Source organism: Rhodoferax sp. OV413 (genome assembly GCF_945881795.1).
In the GTDB taxonomy this organism is placed as follows: domain Bacteria; phylum Pseudomonadota; class Gammaproteobacteria; order Burkholderiales; family Burkholderiaceae_C; genus Allorhodoferax.
Genome location: NZ_CAMCVG010000118.1, coordinates 1 through 5,131 on the forward strand (window position 1 = coordinate 1; position 5,131 = coordinate 5,131).

Here is a 5,131-nt window from a genome sequence, read left to right on the forward strand (position 1 = left end):
ACCACTGCGTGTGCCCCGAGCAGTGGAACTGGCTGCGAAAGCCCACTGGGCTGGTCCGCAACTGGTAGCCGCCGGAGGCAAACACTCCGGAGAGCATGGACTGCGGATTTCCCTCGTTCAGGGGAATCGTCTCCTCGCGGAACCTGGCAAAACCGTCGGTGTCGGTGAAAAGCGTGACTTTGGTGAAGGTGCTCATAGAGGCCTCTTGAATATGGCTGGATTATGCGAGGCCTGGTTATGCGAGGCCCGGTTATGCCAGGCCACATCCAACGAATCCGCACCCGCGACCCCACCGAATAGTGGAGCAATCAAAGTGCTACGAAATTCATAGCTATTAGCGCAATAACCACGGGCTTCAGAGTGCCCTTTGGTACTTAATTTGCCGTGTGGCTTACTTTCGCAAGGCCTGCGTGTCCCTGGCCAGCTGGGTGATTTTTTGCCACTCGCCCTTGAGCATCGTATCGGCCGGCACGATCCATGAGCCACCCACGCAAACCACGTTGGGCAGCGCCAGAAACTCAGGCGCGTTGTGCAAAGTCACGCCGCCTGTGGGGCAGAACTTCACATCAAAGAACGGACCGCTCCAGGCCTTGAGCATGGCCGGGCCGCCGGCTTGCATGGCGGGAAAGAACTTGAGCTGGGTGAAGCCGTCTTCCTGCGCCATCATGATTTCGCTGCCGGTGGCCACACCGGGCAAGAGGGGCAGTCCCAAGTCGCGGCAGGCCTGGCCCACCTCGCTGCTGTAGCCGGGGCTGACGGCGAAGCGGGCGCCGGCATTGGCCGCAGCCTGCGCGTCTGCCTTGCTACGCACGGTGCCGGCGCCAAGCACCGCTTCCGGCACATCACGCGCAATTGCTTCCATGCAGGCCAGCGCCTGGGGGGTGCGCAAGGTCACCTCCAGCATACGCACGCCACCTGCCACCAAAGCGCGGGCCATGGGCACGGCGTGCGCCACGTCGTTCAGCACGATCACGGGAATAACGGGCGCGTCCTGCATGACTTGCAGGGCGGTAAAGGTGGTCAAGGTGTTCAGGGCGGGGGCGTCAGACATTGAAATATTCCAGTTTGGCGTGTCGGGTGGTGATTCAGAGCCAGGTGCAGGCGCCCTCTTCCGCAGCCAGCGCGTTGCGGCGGAAGTTGGCAAACAGCTCGCGCCCCATACCGATGCCGTTCTCAGCGCGCAAGACGTCGGGCATGGTGTCCAAGGTGCGGGCATCCCACGCGTCGTCAGACACCAGCACCTGCAGCGTTCCGGCGGTGGCATCAAGGCGGATGATGTCGCCATCCCGCACACGGGCCAGGGGGCCGCCGGCAGCCGCTTCGGGAGACACGTGGATGGCAGCCGGCACTTTGCCGGATGCGCCGCTCATGCGGCCGTCGGTGACGAGCGCCACGCGGTAGCCCTTGCCCTGCAGAACCGCCAGCGGCGGGGTGAGCTTGTGCAACTCGGGCATGCCGTTGGCCTGCGGGCCTTGCCAGCGCACCACGCAAATCAGGTCGCAGTTGAGCTCGTCGGCGTTGAACGCGTTGTGCAGCGCGTCTTGCGAGTCAAAGACACGGCAAGGGGCTTCGATGATGTGCCGGTCTTGCGGCACCGCAGACACTTTGATGACGCTGCGGCCCAGGTTGCCCTTGAGCAGCTTGAGGCCACCGCTGGCGCTGAATGGCGCACTGGCCGGCCGCACCACGGTGTCGTCTTTACTCGGGCCGGCGTCAATCCACTGCAGGGCGCCATCTGCGCGGGCAGCAGGAATGGCGGTGAATTCGCGCAGGCCGCCGCTGCGCACGGTTAACGCATCGGCATGCATAAAGCCGGCATCGAGCAGCTCGCGAATCACGTAACCGGGGCCGCCTGCCGCCTGGAACTGGTTCACATCGGCGCTGCCGTTAGGGTAGACGCGGGTGAGCAGGGGCACCACGTCGGACAGGTCGGAAAAGTCGTTCCAGTCGATCACCATGCCGCCCGCCCGGGCTACGGCCACCCAGTGAATCAAATGGTTGGTGGAGCCGCCGGTGGCCAGCAGCGCGACCATGGCGTTGACGATGCAGCGCTCATCCACCACCCGGCCGATGGGCGCGAAGCGGTGCGCTTTGGTGATTCCCAGCACGGTGCGCACGGCTTCGCGTGTCAGCTCCTGACGCATGCCGTCGCCGGGGTTAATGAACGCGGTGCCGGGCACATGCAGGCCCATGGCTTCCAGCAGCATCTGGTTGCTGTTGGCCGTGCCATAAAAAGTGCAGGTTCCCTCACCGTGGTAGGCGGCGCTCTCAGCGGCCAGCAGCTCGGGGCGACCGACCAGACCCTGGGCGGCTTTCTCACGCACCTTGGCTTTTTCGTTGTTAGGCAAGCCAGAGGTCATGGGGCCGGCCGGAACAAACACGGTGGGCAGATGGCCGAAATGCAGCGCGCCAATCAAGAGCCCGGGCACGATCTTGTCGCACACGCCCAGCATCAGGGCTGCGTCAAATACATCGTGGCTCAAGGACACCGCCGTGGCCATGGCAATGGCGTCGCGGCTGAAGAGGCTCAGCTCCATGCCTGCGGTGCCTTGCGTCACGCCGTCGCACATGGCCGGCACGCCGCCTGCGACCTGCGCAGTGGCGCCGTGCTTGCGGGCTTCTGTCTTGATCAGGTCAGGGTAGTGCTGCAAGGGCGCATGGGCAGAGAGCAAATCGTTGTAGGCGTTGACGATCCCGATGTTGGGGGCCTTCTCCGCCACGATCTTGAGCTTGTCCAAGCCAGTCACCCGGGTTTTGTCCGCCTCTGGCATGGCGGCAAAGGCGTGGGCTACGTTGGCGCAGCCCATGCGGTCCGCACCGGGCTTGCGTTGGGCCATCTTCTCAATCTGGGCCAGATAAGCCGTGCGGGTGGGCGCGCTTCGCTCGACGATGCGACGGGTGACAGCCTCCACAACAGGGTGCAACACAGGGTTTGGCGCGGCGGGGGCGGTGGGGGTGGTGTCTGGCATGGTGCTTTGTAACAAAATTACACGACTGATGGTAACTTGTAAATCCGCCTTCGTGTACTGCCCGGGTTACCAGACAGGTACCAACTGATTGCAAAAAGCGGGCAGCTTGCAAGGCGGGTTGGGGGCGGATTGGGAGTGGGTTGTGCTCCGCGTGCGTCCGCGCTCCCATCGCATGGGCCTTACTGCAAAGAACTTCGGGGAGCCTGCCTATACTGGTGGCTAAACAGCGAGAACCCATGACCTCCATCGCAGATCTCCGAAAGAGTTACGAACGCGCCGAGCTCGACGAGCACGCCTCCAACCCCGATCCCCTGCAGCAGTTTGACCGATGGCTGCAAGAAGCCATTGGCGGCGAACTGCCCGAACCCAACGCCATGACGCTGGCCACCGTGGGCAGCGACCTGCGTCCCTCCACGCGGGTGGTGCTGATCAAGGGCTATGACGAACGGGGCATCGTCTGGTACACCAATTACGAAAGCCGCAAAGGCCAGGCCTTGGCCGGCAACCCTTATGCGGCACTGCAATTCCACTGGGTTGAACTCGAACGCGTGGTGCGCATCGAAGGGCTGGTAGAGAAAGTGAGCGCCGAGGAGAGCGACACCTATTTCCACAGCCGTCCGCTGGATTCGCGCATTGGGGCATGGGCCTCGCCCCAGAGCGAAGTGATTGCTAACCGCTCCGTGCTGGTCGGCAACGCCGCCAAGTACGCAGCGCAATTTTTGCTTCAGCCGCCGCGCCCTCCGCACTGGGGCGGCTACCGCCTCAAGCCCGACCGATGGGAATTCTGGCAGGGCCGCAGAAGCCGGCTGCACGACCGGCTGCGTTACACCACGGTTACCGGCGGCCAATGGCTGCGCGAGCGACTGGCCCCCTGACAGCGCACCGAGCCGCGGATCCCCGGAGCAGCACCTGCACCTATGCCGGATTTACTCGCCCGCAATGCGTGGCAACAGGGTCATGACCAGCGTGACACTGATCAACGCCAGCAAGGTCGACACCGCCACACTGGCGGTAACCAGGTCTTCCGCCTTGCGATAGCGCTGCGAAAACAAAAATACATTGGCGCCTGTCGGCAGGGACGCCGCCACCACCAGCACCGTGAGCGATATGCCGCGCAACCCTAAACCGTAGCCCGCCAGGGCCATGAGCAAGGGGTGCAAAACCGTCTTCACCCCCGATATGGCCAACGCACCCGCCAGGTTGCGGCCTATCGCCGCGTTGGCCAGACTGACCCCGACCAACACCAGCGCCACCGGACCGAAGGCGTTGGCCAGCAACTGCAGCGGCCGGTCCACCACCTCGTGCAGGCCCCAGCCGGTTTGGGCGTACAGCAGGCCGGCGATGATGGGCAGCGGAACCGGGTGGAGCACCGCGTTGCGCACGGCCAGCCCCACCGACTTCAACGGATGCCGCGGTTCACCATCACCCAAGGCCCCCTGTTCACGCGCGCTGAGTAACTCAAGCACCACGGTGGCAAAAGTGAGCAGCACCAGGGCATGCAGGGATATCAGGGTGAAGAGCAGCACCAGCGCCTCTTTGCCGTACGCCAGGCCCACCAGCGGAATGCCGATCATCACCGTGTTGCTGAAGGTGCCGGAGAGCGCAATCACCGCCGCACGGCTGCTGGCGCCTTGCATCAGCAGCAGCGCGGTAAACAGGCCCGCCGCCACCGCAAAGTAGAGCGAAACGGGTGCGAAATCCAAATCCTGCACCTGCACGCTGCTCATGGTGCGAAACAGGAGCGCCTGAATAAGCACCAAAAACACCAGGTTAGTAAGGTCGCGCACCGCCTCTGCACGAACGAATTTCATCTTTCCGGCAACAACGCCCACCAGGATCAGCAAGACCACCGGCAGCAGGGAAGAAAGAACAGGGTGGTCTAGCGACATGCGGCGAGTGGGACACGAAGACCCACAGTCGAAAAGGCGGGGGGACAGGACAAAGACACAAGAGGTGGCATGCAGCAATAAAAACAGAGCGCAGTGTAGTGGCCGCCTTCCGCACCGCTGCCGGACCGGAGGGCGCTCAACCCGGCCTTGGGGCTTGTTTCAGGGCCTTTGCAAGCGGGCGAAAGTCTTGCGGAATTTGGCAACCTTGGGAGCCGCCACCGCCACGCAGTAGCCCTGGTTCGGGTTGCGGGCAAAGAAGTCCTGGTGATAGTC

General features: G+C 63.5%; 4 protein-coding genes and 2 pseudogenes. 1 reads left to right on the forward strand and 5 read right to left on the reverse strand.

Features of this window, described 5'->3' with window-relative positions:
- The 3 genes and pseudogenes from Q0O05_RS11135 to edd form a co-directional block, all read right to left on the reverse strand.
- Positions 1-196: pseudogene (locus Q0O05_RS11135) on the reverse strand (hypothetical protein); the annotation flags it as partial.
- Between the two features lie 195 nt (positions 197-391).
- Complete coding sequence (eda, locus tag Q0O05_RS11140; RefSeq protein ID WP_293663062.1) at positions 392-1,051, reverse strand: bifunctional 4-hydroxy-2-oxoglutarate aldolase/2-dehydro-3-deoxy-phosphogluconate aldolase; 660 nt, start codon at positions 1,049-1,051, stop codon at positions 392-394.
- Positions 1,052-1,085: 34 nt separating this feature from the next.
- Entirely contained in the window at positions 1,086-2,969 is a 1,884-nt protein-coding gene (gene edd / locus Q0O05_RS11145) for a phosphogluconate dehydratase (RefSeq protein WP_293663063.1), read from the reverse strand.
- Positions 2,970-3,205: 236 nt separating this feature from the next.
- On the opposite strand from edd, the gene pdxH reads away from it, so the two are divergent.
- Positions 3,206-3,844: a pyridoxamine 5'-phosphate oxidase gene (gene pdxH / locus Q0O05_RS11150; protein ID WP_293663064.1), complete on the forward strand. Its 639-nt coding sequence runs from the start codon at positions 3,206-3,208 to the stop codon at positions 3,842-3,844.
- Between the two features lie 51 nt (positions 3,845-3,895).
- On the opposite strand, the gene Q0O05_RS11155 is transcribed toward pdxH, so the two are convergent.
- Both Q0O05_RS11155 and Q0O05_RS11160 read right to left on the reverse strand, forming a co-directional pair.
- Positions 3,896-4,858: an AEC family transporter gene (locus tag Q0O05_RS11155; RefSeq protein WP_293663065.1), complete on the reverse strand. Its 963-nt coding sequence runs from the start codon at positions 4,856-4,858 to the stop codon at positions 3,896-3,898.
- A gap of 159 nt (positions 4,859-5,017) precedes the next feature.
- A pseudogene (locus Q0O05_RS11160) lies at positions 5,018-5,131 on the reverse strand (peptide-methionine (S)-S-oxide reductase); the annotation flags it as partial.